This window comes from Mesorhizobium salmacidum (SeqCode), assembly GCF_037179605.1.
Taxonomy (GTDB): Bacteria; Pseudomonadota; Alphaproteobacteria; order Rhizobiales; family Rhizobiaceae; genus Mesorhizobium; species Mesorhizobium salmacidum.
In genome coordinates, this window is sequence record NZ_JAPYKS010000012.1 from 31822 (window position 1) to 56877 (window position 25056).

Here is a 25056-nt window from a genome sequence, read left to right on the forward strand (position 1 = left end):
GAGTGGTTTCGTTGGCACAGGGGACCAGTCCCTGCTAACTCGGCCCCAAATCAAGAAGCTGTGGACATTCCCTGCATGACCAATGTCGCTTTGACGGGACTTGCCCGCGATCTCGCCAGACGCGCCGCCGAGGGCCGCCCCGTGCGCATCGGCGTCATCGGCTCGGGCGAAATGGGCACCGACCTGGTCACCCAAGGCATGCTGATGCCGGGCATTTCGGTCTGCGCCGTCTCGACCCGGCGCCCGCACACCGCGCGTGACGCCATCCGCATCGCCTATGGCGACGAGGCGATGGCGGTTGAAGCCGACACTGCATCGAAAGTCACAGACGCCATCGAAAGCGGCAGGATCGCCATCACCTCGAACGAGATGCTGGTGACCAATCCACTGATCGACGTGGTCATCGACGCCACGGGAAAACCCGGCGTTGCCGCCGATTTTGACCTGATGGCGATGGAGCATGGCAAGCATCTGGTGATGATGAATGTCGAGGCCGACGTCACCATCGGCTGCTATCTCAAGCAGCAGGCCGATCGGCTTGGCGTCGTCTATTCGGTCGGCGCCGGCGACGAGCCGTCAAGCTGCATGGAACTGATCGAGTTCGCGTCCGCACTCGGCCTGACCATCGTCTCGGCCGGCAAGGGCAAGAACAACCCGCTCAACCATGATGCCGTGCCCGACGACTATCGCGACGAGGCGGCCCGCCGCAACATGAACCCGCGCATGCTGGTCGAGTTCGTCGATGGCTCCAAGACCATGGTCGAGATGTGCGCCATCGCCAATGCGACCGGACTGGTGCCCGACGTGCCTGGCATGCACGGCCCCAAGGCCGACCGCGACGACCTCGTCAAGGTGCTGATCCCGCGCGAGGACGGTGGCCTCCTGCTGAAAAAGGGCGTTGTCGATTACACGATCGGCAAGGGTGTGGCGCCTGGTGTCTTCGTCATCGTCGAGGCGACGCATCCGCGCATCATCGAGCGCATGGATGACCTGCATATCGGCCATGGCCCCTATTACAGCCTGTTTCGACCATATCACCTAACCTCGTTGGAAGTGCCGCTGACAGCGGCCCGCATCGTGCTGTTCGGCAAGCCCGACATGGTGCCGCTGCCGAGGCCGGTCGCCGAGGTCTGCGCCGTCGCCAAGCGCGATCTCGCCGCTGGCGAGACCTTCGATGCGATCGGCGAAACCTGCTACCGCTCCTGGACCGTGACCGTCGGCGAAGCCCGCGCCCAACACGCCGTCCCGGTCGGCCTGCTCGAGGGCGGCAAGGTGCTGAAACCGGTCAGGAAAGGCGAGTTGCTGACCGCCGACAATGCAGCGCCCGACCAGACGACCAGGTTGTTTGCGCTGCGCCGGCTGCAAGATGAGATGCTGTACGGAGCTTGACGTTAAGAGGTTGGTCCCATGAACCTTCGGATCAGCAACCCACGTGCGCGTGAGTTAGCTTTTCAGCTTGCCGCAGGACGCAAGGTTTCTATGACCAGAGCGGTTATCGATGCGCTTGAAAATGAATTGGTGAGAGAACAAGAACAAGCATCCCTTGCAGACGCCTAGCCGCATTGCCGATGATCTCGGGTCCAAAGCGGGCGGCCTTGGCCGGGCTGTGAGCAAGGACGAAATCGACGAGATGTGGAGCAATCCATAACGTCGTCGCATCGGTACCCGCAGTCGCCCTGATGACGCCGGACCCACAGCCTACTTGCCCAGTTCGATCGACCTTAGTCGCGCCGCTTCCACCGCTTGCGTGAGCAGGTTTGTCAGCCGATCCTCGCCCATCAGCACGGCAAGCGCGGCTGCCGTCGTGCCGTTAGGGCTGGTCACCTGCTGGCGCAGCACACCCGGATCCTCCTGGCTTTCGGCGGCGAGCGATGCGGCGCCGTAGACGGTCTGCATGGCAAGCAGCTTGGCGGTTGCCGTCGGGAGCCCGGCCTTCTCGGCGGCAACGGTCAGTGCCTCGATGAAATGGAAGATGTAGGCCGGACCCGATCCGGACACGGCGGTCACCGCATCCATCAGGCTCTCGTCATCGATGGTGGTCACTTCGCCGCTGGCCGACAAGAGGTCGGCGACGAAACGCTTGGTGTCTCCGGAAACCAGGGGATTGGAAAACACCACCATCATGCCCTTGCCGATGGCGGCCGGCGTGTTGGGCATGCAGCGCGCGATCGGCGCACGGTTGCCCAGGACCTGCTCGAAGGTAGCGACGGGCGTGCCGGCGGCGATGCTTACAAAAGTGGTGCGGCCGTCGCCGAAGCGCTTGTAGGCGGCGGCGACGTCACGGATCACCTGCGGCTTCACGGCGATGACGACGAGTTCAGGCACGGCATCCGCCGGAATACCTCCGGCTTCCGCCGCCGTACCGCAGCCCAGAGTCGCCGCGCGCTGGCGCAGGTCTCCATTGGGCTCGACCACGAAAACCGCCGAGGGTGCAAGCTTGCCGGACTTCAGCCAGCCCGAGAGCATGGCGTAACCCATATTGCCGCAGCCGGCGAGAACAAGCCTGATCGTCATCGAGAGCCCTCCTAGGAAAGGCCATGACATAGACGCTCGCGGATCGGTGGGGAAGCCCTCTCAGGACCGCTGGACGGGCATGCGCACCGCGATCGGCGTTGAATGCGGTGAACAGCACCACCATCATGAAGCAATCGCCGAGATAGCTGTTCTCCTTGCGCAGCGGAATGCGCATGTAGTCGCGCAACTGTGCGATGAGATAGGTCGCCACGCAAAGGGCAGGGATGCCCATCAGCACGGTTCTGAAGCTTTCAGATGTGTTGAAAGTTGCCGCAACCATGGCGTGAATTCCTGCCATCATCCTCCGCAAATTAACCTTTTGTTTCCCATGCCTGTTTAGCGTGGCTTAATGAATGGCCGACCGCCGCCGCCAAGCGACTAAAGAGTAAAGCTCCACGACAATGGTCGACAGGAAAAACCGTGAGGACTGGAAGCGCGAGCGCTCCTTGCTGGCGCTTGGCGAGGCCTTGCGTGGCGAGGACGACGCGTCGCTGGTGTCGATAGGAGACCGCGCGGACCCCTCATGGCGCGAGGATGCCGCCACCCGACATCGCCTGGCCCGTTCCCGGCGCGAGACGAAGGCGAGCCCGCCGCAGTCTGTCGCCGGTGAGGCTTCGCGGTTCCCCCCTGACGAGGAGCAGCCGTTTGAAGCCGACGACGCCTGGCGTTCGCGGGGACAGATCGGCACCAGCGATCTGCCTCCCGAGATGCCGCGCGCAAGGTTGGCGCCGGAAGAACCTCCAGCGGCGGGTCGCGCTCATGATGCAACCGGATCCCGCGCAACGGGCAGAGCCGGCCCATCTTCCAATGGCGGTACGGACGAAAGCCCCGGAAGGATCGGCGCACTCATATCGAGATTGCGCAAGGCCATGTCCCGCAAGCCGTCGGTCGAAGCCGACGACCTGTCCAGCGAGTTCGGCCTACCCGCCTTCGCCGACAACGGACGGCCGGCCAACGTTCCGATATTCCCTACGTATCCGAAGCCTGGTTTCGGACCTCGTCAGGCGGCCGGCCTGGATTATTCGCAGTCGCCTTTCCAGCCAGGCTCCGAGGCCGGGTATGGGCGGCAAATGGCGTCGCCCTCGCGCTCGCCCCTGATGCCGCAATGGGGACTGCATCCAGCTCCGCCCTTGCCATCCTCCCCCTATGCGCAGCCGATGGGCTATCCTCCGGCGCAGCCCTGGTCGCAGGCGGGTCATACGCAAGCCACGGCGGGACCCTATGCGGCGCAGATGCCGTACCCGCCGCCGCCCGCTCCGACGCGGCCACCAGCCGCCCCGCATGCGAGGCCGATCCCGGTCAAGGAGGGTGGCGAACAACCATCGGTCGAAGAGATTCGCGCCAGCCTGCGCGAATTCCACGAAGCGGTCCGCGAACTCACGGAAAGCCGCACCCGTCGCCGCTACTTCTGAGCCACCAGATAGGTTGCGGAGGCCGAACAAAACCATGCCGGTTTCGCGTAAACGGCATGGGAAGGCGCTTTGACGGGATTGCGAGCTTGTATTTTCGTGACAATGCCGCGCTGCAGATTGCCTGCGCCGCTGCATTGTGTTCTCGAAAGCGGCGTTGGGCGGAACGATATTGAGGGTGGTCCATGGCCGAAGTGATTGACGGAAAGAGCGTTGCCGAAGACGTGGTGCGATCGGTCAAGGCGCTGACCGCCGAGCTGGTTGTCAAGGGCAAGGCCAAGCCAGGTCTGGCCGTGGTCATCGTCGGCGAGGATCCGGCGAGCCAGGTCTATGTCGCTTCCAAATCCCGCACCGCCAAGGAATGCGGCTTTCACTCGCTTCAGCACACGCTGCCGGCCGAGACGTCAGAGGCGGCACTGCTCAAGCTCATCGCCGAGCTCAACGCCGACCCGGCCATCAACGGTATCCTGGTCCAGCTTCCGCTGCCCGCCCATGTCGATGCCGGCAAGATCATCCAGGCCATCGCGCCGCAGAAAGATGTCGACGGCTTCCATTTCATCAATGTCGGCAAGCTCGGCACCGGCGAACTCGACACGGCGTTCGTTCCCTGCACGCCCGCCGGCTCTATGCTCCTGATCGAGCGCGTGCGCGGCAAGGACCTGTCCGGCCTCAACGCGGTCGTCGTCGGCCGCTCCAACATCGTCGGCAAGCCAATGGCCAGTCTGCTGCTTGCCGCCAACTGCACCGTCACCATCGCCCACAGCCGCACCAAGGACCTGCCGGAGCTTGCCCGCACGGCCGACATCCTTGTCGCCGCCGTTGGCCGGCCGGAAATGATCAGGGGTGATTGGGTCAAGCCTGGCGCCACCGTTATCGATGTCGGCATCAACCGCATTCCCGCGCCCGAGAAGGGCGAAGGCAAGTCGCGTCTCGTCGGCGATGTCGCCTATGCCGAGGCGGCCAAGGCGGCGGGCGCGATTACCCCGGTGCCCGGCGGTGTCGGGCCGATGACCATTGCCATGCTGATGGCCAATACGTTAGCTTCGGCCTACCTTGCGGCCGGATTGAAGCGGCCTTCCTTCTAAGCCCGGGTTGACCCTGAAAGCCGCAGCTTTGCCGAATCCCACTATTTCCCCGGAACGGCCGGTCACGAATGATCCCGTTCAAGGAGGCCGGCAGTTCGCTTTCCTGCTGGTCGACAAGTTCTCCATGTTCTCGCTGGCCGCCGCGATCGACACGTTCCGGTCGGCAAACCGCCTGCTCGGTCGCGATTTCTACGGTTGGACGACGGTGTCCGCCGATGGCGATCCGGTGATGGCCTCCAACGGCCTGCCGCTCAAGATCGACTACGCCGTCGCCGATCTGCCGCCGGTCGACATACTCTTCGTCTCGGTCGGCCTGACGACGGAATTTCCGGGCAAGAGCAAGGTTCTGGCGGCCTTGCGCAGCTGGGGCCGGCGCGGCAACGCGCTGGGTGCTTTGTCGGTCGGATCCTACCTGCTGGCCGAGGCCGGCCAGCTCGAAGGCTATCGCTGCACCATCCATTGGGAAAACCGCGCCGGCTTCGTCGAGCGCTTTCCCGACATCAACTGCACGGGCAATGTCTTCGAGATCGACCGCAAGCGCTACACCTGCGCCGGCGGCACCACCTCGATCGATCTGATGCTGGAGATCGTGCGCGGCGATTTCGGCTCCAACCTCGCCAATGGCGTCGCCAACCAGTTTCAGCACGAGCGCATCCGCTCCGCCGGAGACCGCCAGCGCGTCGGGCCGGAGCGTGACCTGACGGGCAAGTCGGAGAAGCTCAGGCGCATCGTCGAACTGATGGCCGACCATCTCGACGAGCCGCTGTCGGCGGTACAGCTCGCCAAGTCGGCGGGCCTTTCGGTGCGCCAGGTGGAGCGGCTGTTCCTGCGCCATCTCAACGTCACGCCCGGGCGCTACTATATGCGGCTTCGGCTGGAGCGGGCCCGCGAATTGCTGCGTCAGACCAACATGCCGATCCTCGACGTGGCGATCGCGACCGGCTTCACCTCGCATTCCTATTTTGCCCAGAGCTATCGGCTGCAATTTGGCCGCCCGCCCTCGGAAGAGCGCCGCACCACATACTGAATTAGGTACGCAGAGCCTATGCGAGCTTCGTTGACAGCGATGGCTTGTGTCCCGGCACGCGCTCAAATAGCTTCAGCCGGCGGACGGGGTGGCTATTCAGGAGATTTCGATGGCGATACTTGCGCGGAGCTTCGCTGCGGCGATCCTCCTTTTGTCGACGACGACATTCGGCTTTGCCGCCAACAAGATCATCATCATCCTCGACGCGTCGGGATCGATGTGGGCGCAGATCGATGGCAAGCCCAAGCTCGAAATCGCCCGCGAATCGCTGAGGACCGTGCTTCAATCGGTTCCCGCCGCCGACGAGATCGGCTTCATGGCCTATGGCCATCGTGAGAAAGGCAGCTGCGACGACATCCAGCTTATCGTGCCGCCCCAGGCGGGCTCGGCAAGCGCCATCTCGGCGGCCGCCGACAGTATGAAGTTCCTCGGCAAGACGCCGCTGACGGCAGCCGTCAAGCAGGCGGCCGAAGCGCTGAGATACACCGAGGACAAGGCGACCGTCGTCCTCATCACCGACGGGCTCGAAACCTGCGGCGGCGATCCTTGTGCGCTTGGCAAGGAACTCGAAGCCTCCGGCGTCGATTTCACCGCCGATGTCGTCGGCTTCGGCCTGACCGCCGACGAAGGCAAGCAGATCGCCTGCCTCGCCGACAACACCGGCGGCAAATACATCCAGGCATCCGACGAGAAGGCGCTGCAGGAAGCGCTGGTCGAGACTGTGGCGGCCCCGGCACCGACGCTCGAGCCAGCACCGGCACCAGCGCCTGAGCCGGCGAAGTCCGAGTTCAATTTCATGCCGACCGTTGTGCTGGCCGAGGGCGGCGATCCCGTCACCGACGGCAATGCCTGGGAAGTCTACAAGGCCAAATCGGACGGCACGCGCGGCGACAACATCACCACCGAATACGGCGACTACAAAGCCAATCTGGAACCAGGCGACTACATCGTCGTCGCGCGCGACGGCGAGGCCAAGGTGGAGCAGAAGGTCAAGATCGAGGCAGGCCAGGTCTACAAGCCGCTGTTCACCTTGAATGCCGGCACGCTTATCCTGCATCCGCGTCCCAGCCAAGGTGCGGATGTCGTGAGCGGGGCGGCTGTCGTGATCGCCTATCCGGGCGTCGGCAACCCCCCGACCTATTATGGAGACACGAAAGTCGTGTTGCCGGCCGGCGACGAGAAAGTGACCGTCACGATCGGACAGGGCGTGGTCACCGAAACGATTCCGCTCGCTGCCGGCAGGGTGATCGACAAGGACATCATCGTCGGCGTCGGCCATGTCCTTGCCAACGCATATTATGCGGCCGGAGGCGACAAGGCCGATGGTTCAGGCATCGGCTTCAAGGTGCTCAAGGCCAAGAAGAAGATCGATGGCACCCGCGACGAGGTCACGTATGCCTATGGCCCCGACAGCAAGTTCGACCTGCCGCCGGATGACTATGTGTTGATCGCGACGGTTGACCTCGCGGTCGTGGAACAGCCTTTCAGCGTCAAGGTCGGCGAGTTCCAGGACCTCAAGGTCGCCATGGACGCCGGCGTGCTGGCTATTACGGCGCCCGGCACCTCCAAGATCGAGATTTTCGAGACGAAGAAGGACATCAATGGCAATCGCAAGTCGATCGGCTACGCCTATGACGAGAAGTATCAGGCCGCGATAGCGGCGGGCGACTACGCGGTGGTCTCGGAGAAGTCGGACAACAGCAAGAAGGAAGGCACCGTGACCGTGAAGGCTGGCGAGCGGGTTGAATTGACGGTGCAATAAGGCTCGCGATGTCGACCAGCAAAAAGGGCGGCCACGAGCCGCCCTTTTTCATGCCGTACAGAATGCGTCAGACGGTTCCGAACGCACCGGCGCCGTGGTCGGCACGCCCTACCAATTGGCGGAAACCGGCGAACAGCTCGCGGCCGAAGCCGAACTCGTTGCCGATCAGGTCGGCTTCGGCCGTGCGGCGCAGCGCGAGCTCGGTCCCTGGCACCAGCACCTCCAGCGTGCCGGCATCGGCGTCGAGGCGGATGACGTCGCCGTCATGGATCCGCGCGATCGGTCCTTCCTCGACCGCTTCCGGCGTCACATGGATCGCCGCCGGCACCTTGCCGGAGGCGCCCGACATGCGTCCGTCCGTGACCAGCGCGACACGCTGGCCGCGGTCCTGCAGGATGCCAAGCACGGTGGTCAGCTTGTGCAGTTCCGGCATGCCGTTCGCCTTCGGCCCCTGGAAGCGGATGACGGCGATGAAATCACCGGTGAGCGTGCCGGCCTTGAAGGCGTCGTTCAGCCCCTGCTGGCTGTCGAACACCTTGGCCGGCGCCTCGATGACGCGCCGCTCCGGCTTGACGGCGGAGGTCTTGATGACAGCGTGGCCGAGATTGCCCGCCAGCACTTTCAGCCCGCCCGTCGGCTGGAACGCCTTGTTGAACGGCGCCAGCACCTTTTCGTCGCCGCTTATGCGCGGCGAAGCCTCGCGCAGCACGCTGCCGTCGGCGCCGAGCTTTGCCTCGACCGCATAGGGCCGCAGGCCTTCGCCCCACACTGTCTGCACATCCTCGTGCAGGACACCTTCGTCGAGCAGTTCGCGGATCAGGAAGCCGAGCCCGCCCGCCGCGTGGAAATGGTTCACGTCGGCTAGGCCGTTCGGATAGACGCGCGCGAGCAGCGGCACCGCTTCCGAGAGATCGGAAATGTCCTGCCAGGTCAGCGCGATGCCGGCGGCCGCCGCCATGGCGATCAGGTGGATGGTGTGGTTGGTCGAGCCGCCGGTGGCGTGCAGGCCGACGATGCCGTTGACGAACGAGCGTTCGTCGATCATCCGGCCGACAGGCGTATAGGCGTTGCCGAGTGCGGTGATCGCCAGCGCCCGCTTCGTCGCTTCGCGGGTCAAGGCATCACGCAGCGGCGTGCCTGGATTGACGAAGGACGCGCCCGGCGTGTGCAGGCCCATCATCTCCATCAGCATCTGGTTGGAGTTCGCCGTGCCGTAGAAGGTGCAGGTGCCCGGCCCATGGTAAGACTTGGACTCGGCTTCCAAGAGTTCGGCGCGACCTGCCTTGCCCTCGGCATAGAGCTGGCGAACCTTGGCCTTCTCGTCGTTGGGCAGGCCTGTCGTCATCGGCCCGGCCGGGATGAACACTGCCGGCAGATGGCCGAAGGTGAGTGCGGCGATCACCAGTCCCGGCACGATCTTGTCGCAGACGCCCAGATAGACGGCGGCGTCAAACATGTTGTGCGACAGGCCGATCGCGGCTGCCATGGCGATCACGTCGCGCGAAAACAGCGACAGCTCCATGCCGGGCTGGCCTTGTGTCACGCCATCGCACATCGCCGGCACGCCGCCTGCGACCTGGGCGATGCCTCCGGCCTCGTGCGCGGCTTGCTTGATCAGGGCAGGGAAGGTCTCGAAGGGCTGATGCGCCGACAGCATGTCGTTATAGGAGGTGATGATGCCGAGATTGGGCACCTTGTCGGCGCCGAGCGCCAGCTTTTCCGAGGGGCTGCACACCGCGAAGCCGTGGGCAAGATTGCCGCAGGACAGCACCGACCGGTTGGCGGTCTGGTTCGACGCTTCGGCGATACGGCTCAGGTAACGCTCTCGGCCCGGTTTGGAGCGCTGGCGTATCCGCTCGGTGATGGTTTCGATATCGCGTCTTGCGGTCATGGCATCAGGTCCTTTCAGCCGAGGTCCCGGAAACATCCTCCCGCCGTTGCCGGGACCATTTGTAAACTTGAAATCAGGGCGCCCAGAAAACCTCCACGGGTTTGGGCGATGCGTCGAGCACGGCGCGGATCGGCTTGCGCGGTCCGGGCGCGACAGCGTTGTCGAAGGCGACGCGCTTGTCCTCGCCCTCTATGTGCAAGGCGAGGAAATCCGCATCGATGATGCGGGCGAGCGTCAGGGTCAGCCGCGGCTCTCCGGCGCTTTTGGCATGGACCGGCAGGATCATCCTGTCGGAGGCCGGGTCGAGCAACTTCGGCAGATCGTCGGCGTCAGGAAAGAACGAGGCGGTGTGGCCGTCTGGTCCCATGCCGAGCACCACGACGTCGAGCGGCCAGGGCAGGGATCGCAGTGCCGCATCGTCGGATGTCGCGGCATCCTCGATGCCGGCCGCCTCGTGGTAGAGCGGAACGAAACGGGCGGCCTTGGCCGCGTTCTGCAGCAGGTTCGCGGCCACCAGCCCGGCATTCGATCGCGGCGAGGAGGCCGGCACGAAGCGTTCGTCGACCAGCGTCACGATCACCTTGTCCCAGGCGATCGGCGCTGCGGAGAGATCGGCAAAGAATTTTGCCGGCGTCGTGCCGCCGGAGACAGCCAGAAACGCCCTGCCGCGCCGGTCGATCGCCCTCGTTAGGCGATCGGCCACCTTTGCAGCCAGCGCCGAGGCCAGCTGCGGACGGTCGGCAAAGGCATTCCAGTTATAGCTGGCGCTGTTCAATTGCTCTCGTGCCATGTCCGCCCGTCGCGTTCGATCAGCGCTATCGAGGCCGACGGCCCCCATGTGCCTGCCGTATAGCCCTGTGCTTCCTGCTTGGCGCCTTCCCAGGCATTCTGGATCGGGTCGATCCACTTCCAGGCGGCTTCCACCTCGTCGCGACGCATGAACAGGGTCTGGTTGCCACGGATGACATCCATGATCAGCCGTTCATAGGCGTCGGGCGCGCGGCCGTCGAAAGACTGCGCGAAACTCATGTCGAGCGAGATCTGGCGCAGCCGCATGCCGCCCGGGCCTGGATCCTTGATCATGATGAACTGTTTGACGCCTTCGTCCGGCTGCAGCCGGATGACCAACTGGTTGGCGAAGATCGGCCCAGCGCCGCTGTCGCCGAAGATCGAATGCGGGATCGGCTTGAACTCGATGACGATTTCAGAAACCCGGGTCGCCAGCCGCTTTCCGGTCCTGAGATAGAACGGAACACCTGCCCAGCGCCAGGTGCCGATCTCGGCCTTGATGGCGACGAAGGTCTCGGTGTCGCTGTCCTTGCCGAGTTCCTCGACATAACCTTTCACCGGTCCGCCCGCCGACGCACCGGCACGATACTGGCCACGCACGGTGTGCTTCGGCGCTTCATTGCCGTTGATGCGCTTCAGCGCCCGCAACACCTTCAGCTTCTCGTCGCGCACCGCGTCGGCGTCCATCGACGACGGCGCTTCCATGGCGACCAGGCAAAGCAGCTGCAGCATGTGGTTCTGCACCATGTCGCGCAGCGCACCGGCCTTATCGTAATAGGTGACGCGATCTTCCAGGCCGACGGTCTCGGCGACGGTGATCTGCACGTGGTCGATATGGGCGGAGTTCCACAGCGGCTCGTAGAGCGCATTGGCAAAGCGCAGCGCCATCAGGTTCTGCACTGTCTCCTTGCCGAGATAATGATCGATGCGGAAAATCTGGCTTTCATGGAAGTCGTCGCCGACCAGGTCGTTGAGCGCCTGCGCCGAGGCGAGGTCGCGGCCGATCGGCTTCTCCAGCACGATGCGCGAATTCGGCGTGATCAGATTGTGCTCCTTGAGCTTGTGCGAGATATCGCCGAACAGCGCCGGCGCCACGGCCAGGTAGAAGGCGCGGATGTGGTCGCTTTCGCCAATCGCCTTTTTTAGCTTGTCGAAGCCGGCGCCGCTCGTCGCATCGGCCGGGACGTAGGAAAGCCGTGCGAGGAAGGTCTTCAACTCCTTGGCATCGATATCGGCCGACTTGACGTGGTCCGAAATCGCCTGCCTGGCGAAGGCCTGGAACTCCTCGTCGCTCATTTTCGAGCGCGACGTGCCGATGATGCGCGTCGGCTCGGAGAATTGATGGTCGCGCTGGCGATAGTAGAGCGACGGCAGCAACTTGCGCTCCGACAGGTCGCCGGTACCACCGAAGATGATGAAGTCGAAAGGGTCGACGGGGATGATCTGGCTGGTCATGGTCTGTCCGCTGTGACGCCGGTCGCGAGTACGCGGCTGATATATTCTAATCGATTTAAATTTTCCAGTGCCATGCTGTCACATCGAGGACCAATCGCTGGATATTGATTGGGTCGCCCTGTGCGCTTGACACTGACGGTACCGGGAGGCTTGTCGGTGAACGAAGACTCCGGAAGCTTTCGCAGTTGCAGCATAGAACGTGAATGTGACGAAAGCTAATGCATGTCGCCCGGAAGTGTCCTCGGTTCCGGGATAACGACATGCATAAAATCAGAAGCTTGCAGCAGGTCGGGCGAATCCTATTCGCCGCGACATGCTGTAAGGGAGAAATCGTACCTGTCGCGGCACCGGCCGGACTGTCAGCCCTTTCGCGCAAGCTGCGCGATGTACCCAAGGAGCGGTAACGCATGCGTCTGGAAAACAAGGTCGCCATTATCACCGGTGCGGCATCAGGCTTCGGCGAAGGTATGGCCAAGCGCTTCGCGCAAGAGGGCGCCAGGGTCGTTGTCGCCGATCTCAACGCCAAGGGGGCGGAACGCGTCGCAGGCGAGATCGGCGACGCGGCGATCTGGACGCAGACCGATGTTTCTTTGCGCTCCGAGTTCGACGAGATGGTCTATGCGGCCAAAAGCGCCTTCGGCCGCATCGACATCATGGTCAACAACGCCGGGTTCACCCACCGCAATGGCGACATGCTCAAGGTCGACGAGGAAACTTTCGACCTGATCACATCAGTCAACATGAAGGCGATCTATCACGCCGCGCGTGCCGTCGTGCCGATTATGGAGCGGCAGGGCGGTGGCGTCATCCTGACCACGGCGTCCACCGCTGGCCTGCGGCCTCGGCCCGGCCTCACCTGGTACAATGCCTCGAAGGGCTGGGCGATCACCGCCACCAAGTCGATGGCGGTGGAACTCGCGCCCAGGAACATCCGCGTCAACTGCCTCTGCCCGGTCGCCGGCGAGACCGGCATGCTGGAGAAATTCATGGGCGCCGACACGCCCGAGATCCGCGAGACATTCCGCGCCTCGATCCCGCTCGGGCGGCTGTCGACCCCGCTCGATATCGCCAACGCGGCGCTATGGCTGGCATCGGACGAGGCCGCCTTCATCACCGGCGTGGCGCTGGAGGTCGATGGCGGCCGCTGCATCTGAATGCGGCAATCTTCGGATATTACGCGCCGGGCTTGACGTAGCTCTTGTACACCCAGCCGTGCTTGCCGTTGTAGACGATCTCGCACCACTTCTTGCAGCCTATCAGTTGCACTGAAGTCCGGGCAGGCACCGTGCCGATGGAGGTAGCGCCCTTCTTCGGAGCACTGCGCATGGTCACAGTCCTGAGGATACGGCCGCCGCCCGCCGCCGCCACCTTGCGCGGCTTCGCTTTGGCTGCGTTGTCCTCGTCTTGTGCATTCGCGGGCTTTTGGTCCGCCACTTGCGGCTGCGTCTCCGGAATGGCGGCGGTCTGCGCGCCATCGGGATTGCTGCTGTTCGCAGGTGGGCTCGGCGCGGCAACCTTGGCAAGCTCGTCGGTGGCATCGGTATCGGTAGACGATTGGGCGAATGCTGCCGCTGTTTTGTCAGGCGTCGGCTCAGGCTGCTTGGCTACCTGGCTGGGGGCAGCCGTTTGATCGGGATCTGCTGCTGCGGCAGCAGCCTTCTGCTGTGCCCCGGTCCAGCGAGGATCGTTGGCCGCAAGCGCTTGTATGTTGCCCGCCGCCGCTATCATGGTCGGTGGGACCTGGCTGGACTTGCGCTCTACCCGCGGTGTCACGGCAGCCGCTGTCACCGTAGTTCCCGAAGGGGAAACTTTCGTCGTCTTCACCGGAATGCTCGGAATGCTCTGCTCGGGGCTGGCGACCGCTTGCCTCTCGCTGGTCGGCAATGCCAGCCAGAGTGCCACCGCGGCAACGCCAAGCAGGGCTGCGGTACCGACCGCGGCAATGACCAGGTGCGAGTTCGAGCGGACTCCCTGCCAGAATGACGGGCGCATGTCATAGCCGAACTGCATGGCAAAGCGCCGACGTTCCGGAGCACCGAAACTGAAGGGCTCTCTCACTCTTGCCACCTCCATAAGCGGGCCGGTGTTCTTTCGATCAGATATCGCAAATCATGCGTTCGATCAGCATCGGTCCCAAAACGCGGACAGGCCCGCAACAATCCCCGAACAATCGCCCAGACGCGGACCTTTCGCTCGCGATTGTGGCATCAGTACGCCATTACCAAGGATTCTGCACCTTCGCCGGCAATTCCGCAATGTGTCGCCCGGGCAACAAATGTTACATAGATATTACAATATTACATGAGATCGTGATCGTATGGGATAACGGCCATCCAATCCCTGCCTAAAGCACGTCGCGTGGAAACGGACTTATACAACGCGCTTTTAGATCTTGTTTTGATGCGCGTCGTTCTTCCCAGGCAGATCACTTTTGCACGACGCATTAGATCCTGTCCCGCAGCGCAAACCAGTTTAGTGCGAGGAAAAGCAGCGGCGCCCGAAACCGGCGGCCGCCAGGAAATGGCGGAATTTTCAATTCCTCGATCAGCTTCATCCGGTCGCGGTTGCCGGTGACGGTTTCGGCATAGAGTTTGCCGAAGAAGTTGGACAGCATGACGCCGTGACCCGAATAGCCGCCGGCCGAGATCACATTCGGCATCACTTCACGCACGAACGGCTTTCTTGGCACCGTGATCCCGACATAACCGCCCCAGCCGTGGGTGATCTCGACATCGCTCAGCGCCGGATAGAGTTCCGCGATCTGGCGGCGAATGTGGATGTGGATGTCCTTCGGATCGTTGACGCCATAGACCTCGCGTCCGCCGAACAACAGCCGGCCATCCCTGGATTTGCGAAAATAACGCACGACGAAACGGGAATCGTCGACCGATTCGCCCCCCGGCAACACTTTCGAATCCGAACCCAGCGGCACGGTCGCGCCGATGAAGGATCCGATCGGCATGATGTGCGCGGCACTCACCGGCTCGAGCGTTCCGCCATAGGCATTGACCGCGATCAGGCATTTCTGCGCCGAGATCGTCCCTCTCGGCGTGGAGACCCTGACCTTGCCCCCGATGGAAATGATGCCGGTCGACGGCGTCCCTTCGAACAGGTGCGCGCCGGCTTGTGCCGCCACCCGCGCCGTGCCGATCACCAGCTTCATCGGATGGATATGGCCGGTGCCGGTGTCGCGCGTGCCGCCGAAATAGGCGCTCGAGCCCAGCCGCTCCGCCGTCTCCTTCGCATCCATGAAGGAAATATGCGGGTAGGAGAAACGGCCGGCCATGATCTCGGCATGAGCCTTGTAGTCGTCGACATAGCGCGGCTTGTGCGCAACCGAAAGCTGGCCCGGCATGTAGTCGATATCGATCTGGTTGATGGCCGCGAAATCAAGCAGGTGGGCTTTGGCCTCCTCGGCAAGATCGAACAGCGCCCTGGCGCGGGAAAGGCCGTATTCGGCCTCCAGATCCTCGGCCCAGGCCCGCTGGCCGGTGCCAAGCTGACCGCCATTGCGTCCCGAAGCGCCATCGCCGAAGCGGTAGGACTCGATCAAAACGACATTGGTCCCTGCCTTTGCCAGATGCGTTGCCGCCGACAAACCGGTAAAGCCGCCGCCGACAATAACCACATCGCAGGTCCGGTCGCCATCGAGCGCCGGATATTCAGGCCGCGGGCCGGCCGTGTCCTCATACCAGGAACGGCCAGGGGAGATTGGGGATTGATAAGGCATGATGCTCTGTTAGGGGAGTAGGGGAGTAGGGGAGTAGGGGAAGCTAGTCGAGTACAAGTTTACGGATTAGCAGCCGAAGGAGTTTTCCCACACTTTCGGTGCTTACCAACAACGAGGATGCCGTCGTTTGCGGCGCGATACCGATACGCCCGGCGATGAGAAGCTGAGTTTCCAGCTCCTTCAATGAGCCTTGAGCGATACGGAGAAATTGCTGGTAGGAACCTCGGACTTCTCTGCCATAGCCCTCGGCTATGTTCGCTGGCACCGAGGTTGCGGCTCGCCGCACTTGGCTGGTCAGTCCGTAAAGCTCCTCCTTGGGCCAGGATTTCGTCGCGCCGTAACCGCCACCACAAGATCCATTGCTTGTTGCCAGACTACCAGATCCTTGTAGGAGCCCGTTTTCTCCGTCATTTTCCCCTACTCCCCTACTCCCCTACTCCCCTACTCCCCTACTCCCCTAAACGTTGAGCAGCAGATATTCCCGCTCCCACGGACTGATCACTTCCATGAACGTCTCGAATTCCGCGCGCTTGATCGCGGCATAGGTGGCGGCGAAGGACTTGCCCAGCAACGCGCAGAGTTCCTCGTCGCCTTCGAACAGGTCCACGGCTTCGAGCAGGCTGCGCGGCAGGTCTATCTCGTCCGCGTTGGCGGTTGTCAGCACGGGCGGCTCGGCCTTGATCTTCCTGGTGATGCCGATCAGCCCGCAGGCGAGCGAGGCTGCCAGCGCCAGGTAGGGATTGGCGTCGGAGGACGGAATGCGGTTCTCGACGCGCCGCGCCGCGGGGTCGGAGCGCGGCACCCGGAACGCCGTGGTGCGGTTGTCGTAGCCCCATTTGTTGTTGACGGGAGCCGACGCCGCCTGCGTCAGCCGCCGGTAGGAGTTGACGTAGGGCGCGAACATCACCAACGCGTTCGGCACGTGCTTCTGCATGCCGCCGATGAAATGGAAGAAATCCTCGGTTTCGGAACCATCCTCGGCCGAAAAGATGTTCCTGCCCGTCTTCTTGTCGACGATCGACTGGTGGATATGCATGGCCGAGCCCGGTTGGCCCTGGATCGGCTTGGCCATGAAGGTCGCGTAGATCTCGTGCTTGAGTGCCGCCTCACGGATGGTGCGCTTGAACATGAACACCTGGTCGGCAAGTTCGATCGGGTCGCCATGGCGCAGATTGATCTCGAGCTGGCCGGCGCCCTCTTCGTGGATGAGCGTGTCGATCTCCAGCCCCTGGCTTTCGGAGAAATGGTAGATGTCGTCGATCAGTTCGTCGAACTCGTTGACGCCGGCGATCGAATAGCCGGCGCCGCCGCCGATCGCGCGCCCCGAGCGGCCGACGGGCGGGGTCAACGGATAGTCCGGGTCCGGGTTCTTGCGCACGAGGTAGAACTCGATCTCAGGCGCCACGACCGGCTTCAGCCCAAGCCTGTCATAGGCTGCAAGGACGCGCTTCAGCACATTGCGCGGCGTGAACTCGACCGAGCGGCCGTCCTGGTGGACGAGATCGCAGATCACGGCCGCCGTCGGGTCTTCTTCCCAAGGTACCACCGTCAGCGTCGACAGGTCCGGCATCAGCTTGAGGTCGCCGTCGTCTTCAGGGTAGTGGAAGCCGTTGCCGTCCTCTGGATAGCCGCCGGAAATCGTCGTCATGAAGACGGCCGAAGGCAGCGCCAGCGAAGTGTTGGAGGTGAATTTCTTCGACGGCATCATCTTGCCGCGCGCCACGCCGGCCTGATCGGGTGTGATGCATTCGATATCTTCGATGCCGCGCCATTCCAGCCAATCGCTGACTTCCTTCCAGTTCTTCACACCACGCAGGTTTTTCACAAAGGCAGGCATGCGCGCCCGTCCTCCGCGGCTCGACGGACGGACTTCCTTTTTTGCAGGCGGCATCATTCACCAGATTGGGTTGCGGATTTCGGAGTATAGCCGTGCCGCGCGATGGAAGGGAAGGGAGCCACCGCCGGCATTTTCCGTTGCAGGTTGAAAACCGCCCGCCGCTCGGCTTAGGTTTGGTGTCTTCCCGCATTCAAGAAGCCGGTGATGCGAACCAGCAGCGAACTGACCACGATCGGCTTCGATGCCGACGACACGCTTTGGCAAAACGAACAATTCTTCCGCATGACGGAGAAGCGCTTTGCCGCCATGCTGGCCGATCATGGCGAGGAGAAGCAGATCTCGGCGCGACTGCTGGAGGCCGAGAGGCGCAACCTTGCGATCTATGGTTTCGGCATCAAGGGATTTACACTCTCGATGATCGAAACGGCGATCGAGGTCACCGACGGGCGCGTGCCGGCCTCGGTCATATCGGAGATTCTCGACGCCGGTCGCGAGATGCTGGGCCATCCGATCGAGCCCTTGCCCTATGCGCGCGAGACGGTCGAGAAACTCGCCGGCACCTTCCGCCTCGTGCTGATCACCAAGGGCGATTTGTTCGATCAGGAGCGCAAGCTGGCCGGCTCCGGGCTGGGCGATCTGTTCGATGCCGTCGAGATCGTCAGCGACAAGACGGCCGCGACCTATGCGCGCCTTTTCAACCGCCATGGCGACGGCCCGGCGAGGAGCATGATGGTTGGCAATTCGCTGAAGTCGGACGTGGTGCCCGCCATCGAGGCCGGCGGCTGGGGTGTCCATGTGCCGCACGAACTGACCTGGGTGCTCGAACATGTCGAGGCGCCAGTCGCAGAGCCGCGTTTCCGCCAGATATCGGATCTCGGTCAATTGCCGGAACTGATAGAAAGCATCGCGAAGCCAAGCTGATCGCGACTGCGATTATTTGCTTTTTGAATAAATCCGGGCGGAAAACCGCGGCACGACTTTCCCGGAATTGCCTCAGCGGTTGATCAGGCGATCGATCACCGGTTGCAGCCGTTCGGGCGTGATCGGCTTTGCCACCACCACGTCGACGACTTTCGCCAGGCCAAGGCTCTCCGGCGTGCCATTCTTGGTTGAAAGCAGGATCACGGGAGGAAGCGATTTGCCCGAAGTCCGGCGCAACATTTCGATGCCGGGCATCAGATTGTCGCAGTCCTTGTTGTCGGGGCCACCATCGAGGACGATCGCTCCCGGCACCAGCGTCCGCAAGGTTTTCGCTGCGATATCAGGCGGTTCCGAGATTGGTCTGAGCCCGGACCGTTCGACGATCTTTGATACGACGACCCGGTTGATCGGCGATTTCCCGACAACAAGCACCCGCGAGAGATCGCGGATCGTGTTGGTGCTTGAATCCCGGGTCCCCAGATTCACATGTTTTGCGGTCTCGCTCTCGCGGTTCACTGGGCACCCAAGTCGGCCAAGAAGTTCGCCCCTATTTCAATGCAGAGTTGAAATCTGGGCGACAATTGGCGTGAGATCGCACCCTTGTCAAGTTGAAATAAAAGAACCTGGAGGCGTCCTCCACAACAGTGGATTCAAAGCAACAGTACTGTACTGCTCTGTCCATGGCTTGGTTGCGTAAAAATAAAATTCACCTGCGCATTCATTGCGCAGGTGAAAGGCCGCCTAGACGATTTCGGATCAGCCATGGCTCTGTTGCGTGACGATGACCGGGATCAAAAGGTCACCCCAATTGCCGTCACCGCCATGATGCCTTGCGGAGCGCACGAGCTCCACCGAGACGCCCGCCTCCACCGCCTTCATCACCGACTGGTTGAGCCTGTGCAGATCGTTGGCCAGCATGCGGATCGTCGCCTGCTGGTCGACGCTCATCGTGGTCGATTGCTCTTCTGCCCGTTCCTTGACGCGGCTTATGGATGCCATTGGTCGTCTCCTATGTCCTTGCCCTCTCGGGCGTTTCCTCTGTTGGTCGTCTTTTTTGGCGAACTCACTCCGCCGCCGGCTTGAACTGCGCGTGCTCGGTCGACTCATGCATGGCGGTGGTCGATGACCGGCCGCCGGTGATCGCCATCGAGACGGCATCGAAATAGCCGGTGCCGACCTCACGCTGGTGCTTGGTCGCGGTATAGCCATTGGCCTCCGCCGCGAATTCCGCTTCCTGCAACTCGGAATAGGCCGACATCTGCCGCGCCTTGTAGCCGCGGGCGAGTTCGAACATGCCGTAGTTGAGCTGGTGGAAGCCGGCCAGCGTAATGAACTGGAACTTGTAACCCATGGCGCCCAGTTCCCGCTGGAACTTGGCGATCGTCGCGTCATCGAGGTTCTTCTTCCAGTTGAACGACGGCGAGCAATTATAGGCGAGCAGCTTGCCTGGATGGTGCCTGCGCACCCCCTCCGCGAATTTCTTGGCCTGCGCCAGGTCGGGCTTCGAGGTCTCGCACCAGATCAGGTCGGCGTGGGGCGCATAGGCAACGGCCCGTGCGATACAAGGCTCGATGCCGTTCCTGACCTGGTAGAAGCCTTCCACCGTACGGCCGGCATCATAGTCGACAAAGGGCTGGTCGCGCTCATCGATATCGGAGGTGAGCAGCTTTGCCGCTTCCGCGTCGGTGCGCGCCACGACCAGGGTGGGCGTGGCCATCACGTCGGCCGCGAGCCGCGCGGCGTTGAGGTTGCGGATATGCGCCGCGGTCGGGATCAGCACCTTGCCGCCGAGATGGCCGCACTTCTTCTCCGACGCCAGCTGGTCCTCATAGTGGACGCCGGCGGCACCCGCCTCGATGAACGCCTTCATGATCTCGAAGGCGTTGAGCGGGCCGCCGAAGCCGGCTTCCGCGTCGGCGACGATCGGCGCGAACCAGGTCTCGACCGAAAGCCCGTTGCCTTCGGAGGTCTCGATCTGGTCGGCGCGCTGCAGCGTGCGGTTGATGCGCTTGACCAGTTCGGGCGCCGCATTGGCCGGATAGAGCGACTGGTCCGGATACATCGCCGAGGCGGTGTTCGCGTCGGCGGCAACCTGCCAGCCCGACAGATAGATCGCCTTCAGCCCGGCGCGCACCTGCTGCATCGCCTGGTTGCCGGACATGGCGCCCAATGCGTTGACGAAGTCCTCCTCGTGGATGAGCTTCCACAGCCGGTTGGCACCCATTTCGGCAAGGCTCTGCCTGATCTGCACCGAACCTCGCAGCCGCTTCACATCCTCCGGCGAATAGGGACGCTCAATGCCGTCGAAGCGGCCTTCAGGCGCCGAGGGGACGAGGTTGTAAAAATCAGTCATTGGTCGCTCCGAAGGGTTTCTGCACGACGTCCGCGCGCCAGTTGTGGGAATATTTCTGTGTGACTGAATTTACATTGCGATGCAAAATGAGCCAGAAAAATCAGAAAACCTCACCGGACATAAGGGAAAATCTGTGTTGCGTTTGACAGGGAGGCGCTGTAAATTTGTCAATCCTGTAAAGACAAGCAGGCTGGGATCGCGGCTGATGTCGTGTAAAGTCCTGTCAAGGATGGTCGATGGCTGATCAGAAGATTTTCGCCGGGCCGCGCATTCGCCGCATCCGCAACGCCAAGGGCCTGACCCAGACGGCAATGGCCGAGGGGCTCGGCATCTCGCCGTCCTATCTCAACCTGATCGAGCGCAACCAGCGGCCGCTGACTGTGCAGCTGATCCTGAAGCTGGCCTCCGTCTACAAGGTAGATCCGCACGAGCTTCAGGGCGAGGCAAGGGGATCGGTCGCTGCCCTGAAGGAGGTGTTCACCGATCCGCTGCTGGTTGGCGAACTGCTGGGAGATCAGGAACTGATCGAGCTTGCCGAGGCGGCGCCAAATGCCTCCGCCGGGGTGATAAAACTGTTCCGCGCCTATCGCGAGCAGGCCGAGCGGCTGTCCGACATCAACGAGCTTCTGGCGCGCGAGGGTCGGACGACAGCGCTCTCCGGCGCCCGCCTGCCGATCGACGAGGTGCGCGAGATTTTCGAGCGGCAGCCGAACCATTTTTCCTCGCTCGAGGAAGAGGCCGAGGCGTTCACGTCGGTGCTTGACCCCGGCGACGACTTGTTTGGCGCATTGAAGGCATGGCTGAAGCGCGAATACGGCATCGTGGTCAAGGTTCTGCCGGTCGCCACCATGCCGAACTGGCGCCGCCGCTACGACCGCCACTCGCAGCGCCTGTTCCTGTCCGAGCGCCTGTCACCATTCGACCAGTTGCGTGAAGTCGCGATGGAGGCCTGCCTGATCCGCATGACCGTCGCGATCGCCGGCGAGATCCAGGCGCTGAGGCTGGCCACGGACGAGGCGCGCCGCCTTGCCCGCTTCGAACTCGGCCGCTATGCCGCCCACGCGCTGATGATGCCCTATCAGCCTTTTCACGCGGCGGCCGTTCGCTCACGCTACGACATCGAAGTCCTGCGCTCGCGCTTTGGCGTCTCCTTCGAGCAGGCGGCAAACCGGCTGACCATGCTGCAGCGGCCAGGTGCTTCTGGCGTGCCTTTCTTCATGCTCGAGGTCGACAATGCCGGAAACCGCTTTCGCAAGGCCGGCAGCCAGGGGTTTCCGCAAAGCCGCTTTGGCGGCGGCTGTCCCAAGCTTCCCGTGCATGTCGCCTTCACCCAGCCCGGTCAGGTCTTCGTCGAGGCGGTGGAAATGCCTGATGGCGCCGAGTTCCTGTGCATCGCCCGCACGCTGGAGGGGCCGCAAGGCGCATTCTCCGAACGCCCGCGCCGCACGGCACTGCTGCTCGGCTGCGACATCGGCTTTCGCGACGACATCGTCTATGGCGCGGTGCTGCCTGGCGCGGCAGTCGGCGCGAAGGTGGGGGCAGGCACCATCGCGGCGACGCCTGTCGGCCCGGCCTGCCGGCTTTGCGAGCGCGTCGGCTGCCTGGCGCGCGCCGAGCCGCCGGTGACGCGACCCCTCGGCCTCGACGAGATGGTGACCGGCCTGAGCGCGTTCGATTTTCAGTAACGTTGCGGCAAAGGTGCCACAATCGTCGCCGGTCTCTGGATCACCCGCGGTTTAAGTCTTTGCGTTACGTGAACAGAGTAGTTCTTTGTCGTCCCTTGCGCATCGTCCCGTCCACAAAAGCTCGACAGTCGCGCCCATGACAGACACAGCATCATCTCCGACCCTTGTTGCATCGACCGGCCTTGCTACCTCGACAGTCTCGCCGCGCGACGAACGAGTCGGCATGCTTCTGGTCTTCCTGTCGGCGCTGATGTGGAGTTTCGGCGGCACCATCGCTCGCTTCCTCAGCGCCGGTGACAGCTGGACGGTTATTTTCTGGCGCTCCGTTTGGGCCGCCGCCTTCCTGCTCTGCTTCATGGTCTGGCGTGACGGCTGGCGCGGCATGGTGACGTCATTCCGGGACATGGGCTTGCCAGGCATTGCCGTGGGATTCTGCTTCGCCATTGCCTCGACCTCATTCGTCGTGGCGCTTGCCTATACCACCGTCGCCAACATCCTCTTGATGCAGGCCGGCGTGCCGCTCCTGGCGGCCTTGTTTGCCTGGGCACTGTTTCGCGAAAGAGTAACCGTCGCGACCTGGATGGCCATTGCCGCCGTTATCGCCGGCGTAGCCATCATGGTGTCGGAATCACTGGATGGTGCCGTCTCGCCCATAGGCGATGGACTTGCGTTGCTGATCGCGTTCATGTTCTCGATCGCCACCGTCATCACCCGGCGCTTCTCCAGCGTGCGCATGACGCCGGCGACCTGTCTCGGCACGATCCTGGCGGCGGGCTTGGCTGCCTCGCAAGCCTCGACCTTCATGGTGTCGGCCGGTGACATGTGCTTTCTCTTCGTCTTCGGCGTGGTCAATCTCGGCCTTGGCCTTGCTTTCTTCGCCACCGGCGCGCGCCTGATCCCGGCGGCGATCGCGGCACTGCTCGGCACGTTCGAGCCGATCCTGGGGCCGATATGGGTCTGGCTCATTCATTCCGAGGTGCCGTCCGGGCGCACCATGATCGGCGGCGCGGTGGTGGTCACGGCGCTGCTTGTCCATATTGGGCTGGAATTCAAGCGCCAGGCGCGGCCGCAGCGGGCTGGGGTCACCGGAGTGCCTTCGCCTAATTGATGCCGGCGCCGAAGCTTTGCCCATTGACAATGTCGCTGCCGCCCGGGCAGGCTGGGACTACGGCAACAACAAGACAGGCTTATCTTGCCAAGTCTCCCCGGCGGCTCGATCGAGACCGGACCACATTCTTGTATCTCTCTCCGCGCGGCGGCGAAAGCTTCTGACGGCACCGCAATTCCTTCCCGCCCCGAACGGCCGGGTTGCCGCAGGCGGCGTGCCGGATGGCGCTTGTCGGCCCCTGGAAAGCTCAATAGTCTGAAGCAAAATGCCCGGCAGCGCGAGCATGTCGCGACGCGCCGGCAATGGAACACTCACCAAAGGAGAATAGCATGATCCGCAAAGCGCTCTGGCTTTCGGCAACCTCGGTATTTCTGGCGCTTTTGACGCCCGCCGGTCACGCCGCCGACCGCGTCGTCAACGTCTTCAACTGGTCGGATTATATCGACAGTTCGATCATCGACGATTTCACCAAGAAGACCGGCATCAAAGTCGTCTACGACACCTTCGATTCCAACGAAATCCTTGAAACCAAACTGCTCGCCGGCGGCAGCGGCTACGACGTCGTCGTGCCGAGCGGCAATTTCCTGGCTCGCCAGATCCAGGCCGGTGTGTTCCAGAAGCTCGACAAGTCGAAGCTGCCGAACCTCTCCAACATGTGGGATACGGTTACGGAGCGCACCGCCAAATACGACCCCGGTAACGAATATTCGGTCAATTACATGTGGGGCACGGTCGGCATCGGTTACAACACCAAGAAAGTGCAGGCAGCGCTCGGCACCGACAAGATCGACAGCTGGGATGCTTTCTTCAATCCGGACAGCCTGGCCAAATTGAAGGATTGCGGGGTCTATGTGCTGGATTCTCCCTCCGACATCCTGCCGGCGGCGCTGAAATATCTCGGTCTGGACCCCAACAGCACCTCGCCTGACGACATTGCCAAGGCCGAGGAAGCTCTTCTCAAGATCCGTCCCTATATCAGGAAATTCCACTCGTCCGAATACATCAACGCACTTGCCAATGGCGACATCTGCCTGGCGGTCGGCTGGTCGGGTGACGTGTTCCAGGCTCGCAACCGGGCGGTCGAAGCCAAGCAAGGCGTGGAAATCGGCTATTCCGTGCCGAAGGAAGGCGCCCAGATGTGGTTCGATCAGATGGCGATCCCCGCCGACGCGCCGCATGTCGCCGAGGCGCTTGAATTCATCAACTACATGATGACGCCGGAAGTGATCGCCAAATCGTCGAACTATGTCCTTTATGCCAACGGCAACAAGGCATCGCAGCAGTTCGTCGACAAGGCGCTGCTCGACGATCCCTCGGTCTATCCGGACGCCGCGACCTTGCAGAAGCTCTATACCGTCCAGCCTTACGATCCCAAGACGCAGCGCATCATCACGCGCAGCTGGACGAAGATCGTCACCGGCCAGTAGGCAATCCGACGCGACCCCGGCAGCCAACTGCCGGGGTCGATTTCTTTTGGGGAATAAAAAGTA

At 62.7% G+C, this 25056-nt stretch carries 21 protein-coding genes and 2 pseudogenes; 11 read left to right on the top strand and 12 right to left on the bottom strand.

What is annotated here, in order from left to right; all coding sequences use genetic code 11:
• Positions 1 to 75: 75 nt before the first annotated feature.
• Together O7A60_RS17345 and O7A60_RS17350 are read left to right on the top strand one after the other, a co-directional pair.
• Positions 76 to 1389 (top strand): NAD(P)H-dependent oxidoreductase, encoded by a 1314-nt coding sequence (locus O7A60_RS17345; protein ID WP_337107281.1) that lies wholly within the window; start codon positions 76 to 78, stop codon positions 1387 to 1389.
• An 18-nt stretch (positions 1390 to 1407) separates the two neighbouring features.
• Positions 1408 to 1557 carry a type II toxin-antitoxin system VapB family antitoxin gene (locus O7A60_RS17350; RefSeq protein ID WP_337107282.1) on the top strand — a complete coding sequence of 50 codons (150 nt, stop codon included), beginning with the start codon at positions 1408 to 1410 and terminating at the stop codon, positions 1555 to 1557.
• 141 nt (positions 1558 to 1698) lie between these two features.
• Here O7A60_RS17350 and proC read toward each other — a convergent pair whose 3' ends face one another.
• Positions 1699 to 2514 carry a pyrroline-5-carboxylate reductase gene (gene proC, locus O7A60_RS17355; RefSeq protein ID WP_337107283.1) on the bottom strand — a complete coding sequence of 272 codons (816 nt, stop codon included), beginning with the start codon at positions 2512 to 2514 and terminating at the stop codon, positions 1699 to 1701.
• Positions 2515 to 2608: 94 nt separating this feature from the next.
• Positions 2609 to 2752: pseudogene (locus O7A60_RS17360) on the bottom strand (O-antigen ligase family protein); the annotation flags it as partial.
• A 163-nt stretch (positions 2753 to 2915) separates the two neighbouring features.
• Here O7A60_RS17360 and O7A60_RS17365 point away from each other — a divergent pair.
• The 4 genes from O7A60_RS17365 (at position 2916) to O7A60_RS17380 (ending at position 7797) form a co-directional block, all read left to right on the top strand.
• Positions 2916 to 3926, top strand: a complete 1011-nt coding sequence (locus O7A60_RS17365) for a hypothetical protein (RefSeq protein ID WP_337107284.1) — start codon at positions 2916 to 2918, stop codon at positions 3924 to 3926.
• 182 nt (positions 3927 to 4108) lie between these two features.
• Entirely contained in the window at positions 4109 to 5008 is a 900-nt protein-coding gene (gene folD, locus O7A60_RS17370; protein WP_337107285.1) for a bifunctional methylenetetrahydrofolate dehydrogenase/methenyltetrahydrofolate cyclohydrolase FolD, read from the top strand.
• Between the two features lie 28 nt (positions 5009 to 5036).
• A complete protein-coding gene (locus O7A60_RS17375; protein ID WP_032922464.1) occupies positions 5037 to 6035 on the top strand; it encodes a GlxA family transcriptional regulator in 999 nt (332 codons plus the stop codon).
• A gap of 109 nt (positions 6036 to 6144) precedes the next feature.
• Positions 6145 to 7797, top strand: a complete 1653-nt coding sequence (locus O7A60_RS17380; protein ID WP_337107286.1) for a vWA domain-containing protein — start codon at positions 6145 to 6147, stop codon at positions 7795 to 7797.
• 67 nt (positions 7798 to 7864) lie between these two features.
• Here the strand turns inward: O7A60_RS17380 and edd are convergent, their stop codons facing one another.
• The 3 genes from edd to zwf form a co-directional block, all read right to left on the bottom strand.
• Positions 7865 to 9688: a phosphogluconate dehydratase gene (edd, locus tag O7A60_RS17385; RefSeq protein ID WP_337107287.1), complete on the bottom strand. Its 1824-nt coding sequence runs from the start codon at positions 9686 to 9688 to the stop codon at positions 7865 to 7867.
• 73 nt (positions 9689 to 9761) lie between these two features.
• Complete coding sequence (gene pgl / locus O7A60_RS17390; RefSeq protein ID WP_337107288.1) at positions 9762 to 10478, bottom strand: 6-phosphogluconolactonase; 717 nt, start codon at positions 10476 to 10478, stop codon at positions 9762 to 9764.
• Positions 10460 to 11932, bottom strand: coding sequence for a glucose-6-phosphate dehydrogenase (gene zwf, locus O7A60_RS17395; protein ID WP_337107289.1), 1473 nt, complete (start codon positions 11930 to 11932; stop codon positions 10460 to 10462). Before zwf ends, pgl begins: the two co-directional genes overlap by 19 nt.
• 407 nt (positions 11933 to 12339) lie before the next feature.
• On the opposite strand from zwf, the gene O7A60_RS17400 reads away from it, so the two are divergent.
• Positions 12340 to 13086, top strand: coding sequence for an SDR family oxidoreductase (locus O7A60_RS17400; protein WP_337107290.1), 747 nt, complete (start codon positions 12340 to 12342; stop codon positions 13084 to 13086).
• A gap of 19 nt (positions 13087 to 13105) precedes the next feature.
• Here the strand turns inward: O7A60_RS17400 and O7A60_RS17405 are convergent, their stop codons facing one another.
• From O7A60_RS17405 to O7A60_RS17420, 4 genes and pseudogenes are all read right to left on the bottom strand, one after another.
• Positions 13106 to 13990 carry an SH3 domain-containing protein gene (locus O7A60_RS17405; RefSeq protein WP_337107390.1) on the bottom strand — a complete coding sequence of 295 codons (885 nt, stop codon included), beginning with the start codon at positions 13988 to 13990 and terminating at the stop codon, positions 13106 to 13108.
• A gap of 385 nt (positions 13991 to 14375) precedes the next feature.
• Positions 14376 to 15662, bottom strand: coding sequence for an NAD(P)/FAD-dependent oxidoreductase (locus O7A60_RS17410; RefSeq protein ID WP_337107291.1), 1287 nt, complete (start codon positions 15660 to 15662; stop codon positions 14376 to 14378).
• Between the two features lie 43 nt (positions 15663 to 15705).
• Positions 15706 to 16073, bottom strand: a pseudogene (locus tag O7A60_RS17415) (four helix bundle protein).
• A gap of 46 nt (positions 16074 to 16119) precedes the next feature.
• Positions 16120 to 17556: a glutamine synthetase family protein gene (locus O7A60_RS17420; protein WP_337107292.1), complete on the bottom strand. Its 1437-nt coding sequence runs from the start codon at positions 17554 to 17556 to the stop codon at positions 16120 to 16122.
• Positions 17557 to 17703: 147 nt separating this feature from the next.
• Here O7A60_RS17420 and O7A60_RS17425 point away from each other — a divergent pair, with 147 nt between their 5' ends.
• A complete protein-coding gene (locus O7A60_RS17425; protein ID WP_140504700.1) occupies positions 17704 to 18420 on the top strand; it encodes an HAD family hydrolase in 717 nt (238 codons plus the stop codon).
• Between the two features lie 72 nt (positions 18421 to 18492).
• On the opposite strand, the gene O7A60_RS17430 is transcribed toward O7A60_RS17425, so the two are convergent.
• The 3 genes from O7A60_RS17430 to aceA all read right to left on the bottom strand — a co-directional run bounded on the left by O7A60_RS17430 (position 18493) and on the right by aceA (position 20773).
• Positions 18493 to 18906, bottom strand: a complete 414-nt coding sequence (locus O7A60_RS17430; protein WP_246672679.1) for an ANTAR domain-containing protein — start codon at positions 18904 to 18906, stop codon at positions 18493 to 18495.
• 270 nt (positions 18907 to 19176) lie between these two features.
• Positions 19177 to 19419, bottom strand: coding sequence for an SMc00767 family acetate metabolism repressor (locus O7A60_RS17435; protein ID WP_006202762.1), 243 nt, complete (start codon positions 19417 to 19419; stop codon positions 19177 to 19179).
• 64 nt (positions 19420 to 19483) lie between these two features.
• Entirely contained in the window at positions 19484 to 20773 is a 1290-nt protein-coding gene (gene aceA / locus O7A60_RS17440) for an isocitrate lyase (RefSeq protein WP_027144805.1), read from the bottom strand.
• Between the two features lie 236 nt (positions 20774 to 21009).
• Here aceA and O7A60_RS17445 point away from each other — a divergent pair, with 236 nt between their 5' ends.
• The 3 genes from O7A60_RS17445 (at position 21010) to O7A60_RS17455 (ending at position 24993) form a co-directional block, all read left to right on the top strand.
• Positions 21010 to 22458, top strand: a complete 1449-nt coding sequence (locus tag O7A60_RS17445) for a helix-turn-helix domain-containing protein (protein ID WP_337107293.1) — start codon at positions 21010 to 21012, stop codon at positions 22456 to 22458.
• Between the two features lie 136 nt (positions 22459 to 22594).
• Complete coding sequence (locus O7A60_RS17450) at positions 22595 to 23566, top strand: DMT family transporter (protein ID WP_337107294.1); 972 nt, start codon at positions 22595 to 22597, stop codon at positions 23564 to 23566.
• Positions 23567 to 23895: 329 nt separating this feature from the next.
• Positions 23896 to 24993: a polyamine ABC transporter substrate-binding protein gene (locus tag O7A60_RS17455; RefSeq protein ID WP_337107295.1), complete on the top strand. Its 1098-nt coding sequence runs from the start codon at positions 23896 to 23898 to the stop codon at positions 24991 to 24993.
• Positions 24994 to 25056 lie beyond the last annotated feature (63 nt).

What these genes read in the sequence shown, in the direction of transcription:
- zwf (WP_337107289.1), bottom strand. Translation starts at nt 11,932, where the DNA reads ATGACCAGCCAGATCATCCCCGTCGACCCTTTCGACTTCATCATCTTC.
- O7A60_RS17435 (WP_006202762.1), bottom strand. Translation starts at nt 19,419, where the DNA reads ATGGCATCCATAAGCCGCGTCAAGGAACGGGCAGAAGAGCAATCGACC.
- O7A60_RS17365 (WP_337107284.1), top strand. Translation starts at nt 2,916, where the DNA reads ATGGTCGACAGGAAAAACCGTGAGGACTGGAAGCGCGAGCGCTCCTTG.
- O7A60_RS17380 (WP_337107286.1), top strand. Translation starts at nt 6,145, where the DNA reads ATGGCGATACTTGCGCGGAGCTTCGCTGCGGCGATCCTCCTTTTGTCG.
- O7A60_RS17400 (WP_337107290.1), top strand. Translation starts at nt 12,340, where the DNA reads ATGCGTCTGGAAAACAAGGTCGCCATTATCACCGGTGCGGCATCAGGC.
- O7A60_RS17445 (WP_337107293.1), top strand. Translation starts at nt 21,010, where the DNA reads ATGGCTGATCAGAAGATTTTCGCCGGGCCGCGCATTCGCCGCATCCGC.
- O7A60_RS17425 (WP_140504700.1), top strand. Translation starts at nt 17,704, where the DNA reads ATGCGAACCAGCAGCGAACTGACCACGATCGGCTTCGATGCCGACGAC.
- pgl (WP_337107288.1), bottom strand. Translation starts at nt 10,478, where the DNA reads ATGGCACGAGAGCAATTGAACAGCGCCAGCTATAACTGGAATGCCTTT.
- edd (WP_337107287.1), bottom strand. Translation starts at nt 9,688, where the DNA reads ATGACCGCAAGACGCGATATCGAAACCATCACCGAGCGGATACGCCAG.
- O7A60_RS17420 (WP_337107292.1), bottom strand. Translation starts at nt 17,556, where the DNA reads ATGATGCCGCCTGCAAAAAAGGAAGTCCGTCCGTCGAGCCGCGGAGGA.
- O7A60_RS17410 (WP_337107291.1), bottom strand. Translation starts at nt 15,662, where the DNA reads ATGCCTTATCAATCCCCAATCTCCCCTGGCCGTTCCTGGTATGAGGAC.
- O7A60_RS17455 (WP_337107295.1), top strand. Translation starts at nt 23,896, where the DNA reads ATGATCCGCAAAGCGCTCTGGCTTTCGGCAACCTCGGTATTTCTGGCG.
- aceA (WP_027144805.1), bottom strand. Translation starts at nt 20,773, where the DNA reads ATGACTGATTTTTACAACCTCGTCCCCTCGGCGCCTGAAGGCCGCTTC.
- folD (WP_337107285.1), top strand. Translation starts at nt 4,109, where the DNA reads ATGGCCGAAGTGATTGACGGAAAGAGCGTTGCCGAAGACGTGGTGCGA.
- O7A60_RS17350 (WP_337107282.1), top strand. Translation starts at nt 1,408, where the DNA reads ATGAACCTTCGGATCAGCAACCCACGTGCGCGTGAGTTAGCTTTTCAG.
- O7A60_RS17345 (WP_337107281.1), top strand. Translation starts at nt 76, where the DNA reads ATGACCAATGTCGCTTTGACGGGACTTGCCCGCGATCTCGCCAGACGC.
- O7A60_RS17450 (WP_337107294.1), top strand. Translation starts at nt 22,595, where the DNA reads ATGACAGACACAGCATCATCTCCGACCCTTGTTGCATCGACCGGCCTT.
- proC (WP_337107283.1), bottom strand. Translation starts at nt 2,514, where the DNA reads ATGACGATCAGGCTTGTTCTCGCCGGCTGCGGCAATATGGGTTACGCC.